This is a genomic window from Caballeronia sp. M23-90 (genome assembly GCF_053574605.1).
On record NZ_JBSIPA010000576.1, the window covers coordinates 1 to 3,659 of the forward strand.

General features: G+C 58.6%; 2 protein-coding genes and 1 pseudogene. 1 reads left to right on the forward strand and 2 read right to left on the reverse strand.

Features of this window, described 5'->3' with window-relative positions; all coding sequences use genetic code 11:
- Positions 1–1,042, reverse strand: a pseudogene (locus ACRXB1_RS32755) (autotransporter outer membrane beta-barrel domain-containing protein); the annotation flags it as partial.
- A 402-nt stretch (positions 1,043–1,444) separates the two neighbouring features.
- A complete protein-coding gene (locus ACRXB1_RS32760) occupies positions 1,445–2,596 on the reverse strand; it encodes a peptidyl-alpha-hydroxyglycine alpha-amidating lyase family protein (protein ID WP_449494393.1) in 1,152 nt (383 codons plus the stop codon).
- A gap of 197 nt (positions 2,597–2,793) precedes the next feature.
- Here ACRXB1_RS32760 and ACRXB1_RS32765 point away from each other — a divergent pair.
- Positions 2,794–3,659 (forward strand): transglycosylase domain-containing protein (locus ACRXB1_RS32765; protein ID WP_449494394.1); only part of this gene is annotated, 866 nt, incomplete at its 3' end.

Here is a 3,659-nt window from a genome sequence, read left to right on the forward strand (position 1 = left end):
TTACACGGGGAAAGTGCTGGTCGAACCGGCCGGCATACGTGCCGTCGTCGGGTTGGGCGAAACGGACGAGCCCGTTGTCCGTCACGCCTGGTGGCAAGCTCTGCGCGCGAGCCTGCAGAATGCCGGCCGGTTCGACCAGCACTTTCCCCGTGTAGTTCGTGTTGTTGCCGGTGAGTGCAAGCGTGCCTTGCTGGACATCCGCGATTGTCACGCCCGTCACCGTGCCGCTCAGCGTCCAGAACCCGGTGTCGTTCTTGATCAGCGAAGAGAAGTTCACCATGTTGCCGGGTAAGGTCGCGGTCCCTTCCCCGCTCAGGAAAATTGTGTTGTTGCCGCCGCCGCCATTGAAGTTGCCGCTGATACTGGAACCCGTGTAAAGGCGCAATGTGTCGTTGCCGCCTGCGAAAATCAGGTTGCCGATCACCTGGCCGCGATTTGTGAAATCGACCGCGCCATTGCCGGAACTGCCTATCACGTTACTCGGGGCCTGGATTACCCCGGTGGCGTTATTGATTACCGTATTCAGCCCGCTGGTATTCTGAAACCAGATAGCGGCCGAATTGATCCCGCGTATTGTCCCGTTATTGACGATCGTATTGCCGGCGCCTTCCGGATTCACCGCCTCAGCCGATCCCTGTGTACCCGCCGATATAACCGACCCGCCTTGCTGAACGGTCAACGTGCCGTTGTTGCGGAAATCGATTGTGTTGCCGCCCGTTCCATAAGTGCCTCCGGAGGTCCGCGCGCTGTTTTGCACCAGCGCACCTGATTGCACGGTTATGTTCGCATTGTCGGCGAGCGCAATTGCTGTTGCGTCTCCGAGAATGACCTGCGCATTCGGCCCGACCAGAACTGACGAACCGGTGGCGGCAGTGGGGCCTGTGCCGATCGTGGTCTGCCACGGCGAAGGCGCGCTGGTGTCACAGCTCGTAGCCGTTCCTGATGCGGTGCAATTTGCAAAGACCGGCAACGGCAGCAGCGCGATGTTGGCCAACACCGCAAGCCACGTAGCGGACACCCGCGAATGTGCCCCGGTAGACAAGACGTGTAGCTCTTTTTGATTGAGATTTGAAGGGTTTTCGAATAACGGAATCGCGGAAGGATCAATACGCATGCCAAGTAGCCTGCCTTCAAGGTTCGGTTACAAAGCCCCGGTTTGATTGGGTCAATAGTTATAATTTACGAAAAGAATAGGTAATAAAATTTGATCATACAAATTTTTATGAAAGTCGAAAATTAATACAGAATACTTACGTTCTTTCGCGGTGAATGGATAATAATTACTTCTCGGTGCAGATTAGCGCGGTAATTAATCCGCTGACCCGGTGAAATCCCGAGTGCGATATGAGGGAGAATCGGTATATCGATAATCCGATTTTTAAGTCAGGGCGGTGACCTTGCGCCTTTCGCCCCGGTTCGATCACTGGCTATTCCTGGCTATTCATCACGCATGCAAAACCAGTTTCTGCACGCGCCAGTTCAGCAGCTCGGCCACAAAGAGCGTGTTCTCCGACGGACACGCCATCTGGTGAATCCATCCAAACTGTTTGAGCTGCTTGCCGGACTCGCCGAGCACGCCGAGCAATTTGCCTTCGAGTGTCATCTTGTAGATGCGCCCCGGGAAAGCGTCCGCGCTGTATAAAACCTGATTCGGTCCCGGCGATATGCAAATCGCCCACGGCGAGCCCGGCGCAAACGTCCCGGCCGCAATGGCCGCTTCATCCGGCGCATAGCCTATCGCCGCGCGAGCGCCAGGCGGGACGGGGACATCGATGGTGAATTGCCGCTGGAAAGTGCCTTCGCCGTCGAAGACCTGAATGCGGCGGTTGCTGCGATCCGCAACGTACACGAGGCCTTCGGCATCGAGCGCGATGCTGTGCGGCGTGTGGAACTGGCCCGGACCCGTACCGCGTTCGCCCCACGACTTGAGCCAGTTGCCATCGCGATCGACCTTGGCGACGCGCGAGTTGATATAGCCATCGCTGATATAGGTGTTGCCGGCGTCGTCCCAGGCGACATCGGTAACCTGGCGAAAGCGGCCCGGCTCTGACGGCAGCGGCGGGTTCGGATGCTTGAGCGGACCGGTTTCTTCGTCGGCGGCTTCCTGCTTGCGACCGAACACCATCGCAACACGGCCTTCCGGCGTGAATTTGATGACCATGTCCGAGCCTTTGTCGGTCACCCAGATGTTGTCCTGTCTGTCGACCTTCACGCTATGGGCGAACGACCACGCATAGAGGTTATGGCCGATCTCGCGGATGAACTTTCCGTTCGGCGCGAATTCGAGCAGTTGCGCGGCCGCTGCGGCGTAAGCGGGTCCCGTGGTGTTGCCGCGCGACAGCACGAAGATGTGGCCATGCGAATTCAGCGCGACGCCGGAACATTCACCGAAGAAAACATCGCGGGGAAGATGCACGGGGTTCGGAATGGAATCGAAAGCAATGCTCGGGACTGTCTGTTCCTGCGCGCGGGCCGAAAGCGGCATGAGCGCCAGCGCCGCGGCGGCGCCACCCGCCAGCCGGATAAACCCTCGTCGATCAAGACCGCGCTCTTCAATTGCGCAGCATGGGCAGGACATCGAGTGATATTGGCTCATTGCGTTTGTCTCCATTTTTGAACGCAGGCCTATGCTAATCCGATTAACCCGCTCGTGGCTTATGCGGGACGGCGCCGGCATTTTGATAGCATTCAGCCTTCGTCAGCTGTTGGTAAGCCAGTGTGAAGCGTTTAGACCTCTCTGTTCTTCGACATTCCGGTTCAAAGCTGGCGGCTTGGATCAAGCCGTATGCCGCTATGTGCATTGCGCACTTGCGCCATCCCACGCGTCGCGGCGTGGCTCGCACGCTCGTGGCCATTCCCGCAGTCGCGCTGCTCTATGTGCTGTTGCTGATCCCCTTTACGCCGGGCATCGGGGATCTGCGTCGTGCCAAGATCGAGCAACCTGCTCAACTCTATTCCGCCGATGGCAAGCTGCTCGCCGAGTTTCGCCCGACCAACCGTGAATGGGTGCACCTTGCGGATATCTCGCCGAACGTGATCGATGCGCTGATCGCTACCGAGGATCATCGCTTTTATACGCACCACGGCCTCGACTGGCGCCGCACCGGGTCCGCTGCGCTGCACACGTTTTCCGGCAGCCGCCAGGGCGGCTCGACGATCACTCAGCAACTCGCGCGCAATCTTTATCCCGATGAGATCGGCCGTTCGCAGACGCTCACACGCAAGCTCAAGGAAGCGATCACCGCGCTCAAGATCGAAGCGCTTTATACCAAGAGCGAGATCCTCGAAACCTATCTGAACACGGTGCCGTTCCTGTACAACGCGTATGGCATCGAAATGGCGGCGCGTACTTACTTCGATAAATCCGCCGGCCATCTGGATCTGCTCGAAAGCGCCACGCTGATCGGGATGCTCAAGGGCAATAGCTACTACAACCCGGTGATCAATCCGGAGCGCGCCGTGCAGCGCCGCAATACCGTGCTTGCGCAGATGGTCAAGTTCGGGCATCTGTCGCCGGCCGCTTATGAAACGCTCAGGCGCCGGCCATTGCGTATCGACTTTGAACGGCAGGTCGAGGCGCCCGGCCGCGCGCCGCATTTTGCGCAGCAGTTGCGCAGGTGGCTGATCGACTGGGCCGACAGCAACGACTACAACATCTA